The organism is Pseudogemmobacter hezensis (assembly GCF_013155295.1).
In the GTDB taxonomy this organism is placed as follows: Bacteria; Pseudomonadota; Alphaproteobacteria; order Rhodobacterales; family Rhodobacteraceae; genus Pseudogemmobacter; species Pseudogemmobacter hezensis.
In genome coordinates, this window is the sequence record NZ_JABJXT010000057.1 from 1 (window position 1) to 1,354 (window position 1,354).

At 64.5% G+C, this 1,354-nt stretch carries 1 protein-coding gene; it reads right to left on the reverse strand.

Features of this window, described 5'->3' with window-relative positions; genetic code table 11:
- Positions 1-109: 109 nt before the first annotated feature.
- The gene (locus HOY34_RS21750; protein ID WP_172366760.1) at positions 110-1,276 is read right to left on the reverse strand and encodes an IS5 family transposase; all 1,167 of its coding nucleotides are present in this window, start codon (positions 1,274-1,276) and stop codon (positions 110-112) included.
- Positions 1,277-1,354 lie beyond the last annotated feature (78 nt).

The window sequence follows — 1,354 nt, forward strand, 5'->3', positions numbered from 1 at the left end:
CAGGTCGCTGAAATAGTCGCTCCGCCGGGAAGTTTTCCTGTTCCGGCCGCCAAGAGCCTGGCGCTTGTAGCTGTTCTGGTGGTCGCGTAGGCCCTGCCGAGTTCCATGCTCAGGCGGCGATCAGCCTTGGGAGCCGGGCGAGATTGTTGGCGGCCATGGTGAGGATAAAGCGGGATCGCACCTTTTCGAGGCCACGGTAGACGGTCTGTGCCATGCCGCCGATGGTCTTGGCCCAGCCGAAGGCCTCTTCGATCCGTTTGCGGTGACGCTGGGATTTGGCGTAGCCGTCGTGCCTGGTAGTGCGCCCGTCGATCGCGGAATGCCTTGATCTTTGCGCGATATGGGGCGTGACACAGGCCGCGCGCAGGTCGGTGACAAAGCCTGCGGCATCGAAGCCGCGGTCGGCGCCGAGCGTCAGCCTTCGGGTCGATCCCGGGGAATGACGGTGGATCATGTCGAGCGCCGCGCGCCGCTCGGCCCTGCCATCGGCGCGAGTGAGGTCGCCCTGCACGATCAGGCCGGAGCGGTTCTCCATCAGCGCATGCCCGATGAAGCACAGCATCGCCCCAGTTCCGGGCGATTTCTTGTAAAGCCGGGCGTCCGGATCGGTGACCGAACAATGGGTGGCATTCGTCCGTCTCTGGCCCCGGAAATCGACCTCGGCATTGCGGCTGTGGCGGGCTGGGCGGGGCATAGGATCGGTCTCAGTGGTGGTCGACACGGTGGGATCGATGGCGACATCTGGCCCGGACGGATCGCCTGGATCATCATCGGGCGAGGTCCCGTCTGCCCGGGGCTGGACGCTCTTCATCGACGCCCAGGCCTTCACCAGCGTGCCATCGACCGAGAAATGATCGTCCGACAGCAGCGGCGCCACGTCGCGATGGGCCAAGATCGCGGCCATCACCGCGCGCGACATCTCGGTCGTCAGCAGCCGGTCGCGGTTCTTGGTGAAGACCGTGGGCACCCAGACCGGGTCATCCACGCCAAGGCCGACGAACCAGCGAAACAGAAGGTTGTAATTCATCTGCTCCATCAGCTGGCGCTCGGAGCGAACGGAATAAAGGATCTGCAGCAGACTCGCCCGGATCAGCCGCTCCGGCGGGATCGAGGGACGACCGAAGCCGATGTAAAGCGCATCGAACGCGGCATCGAGGCTGGCCAGCGCCTCGTTGACCACCCGTCGTATCTTCCGAAGTGGGTGGCCCGCAGGAATCCGGGCTTCAAGGTCGACATAGCTGAACAGCGATCCGCTCGCCTCGTCCGTTCCACGCATCTTCACCACCCCGCCTAACTGCTCGGGGTGAATCATGTTCCGCGCCGCAGGTCGAGCACTGACTATTTCAGCGACCTG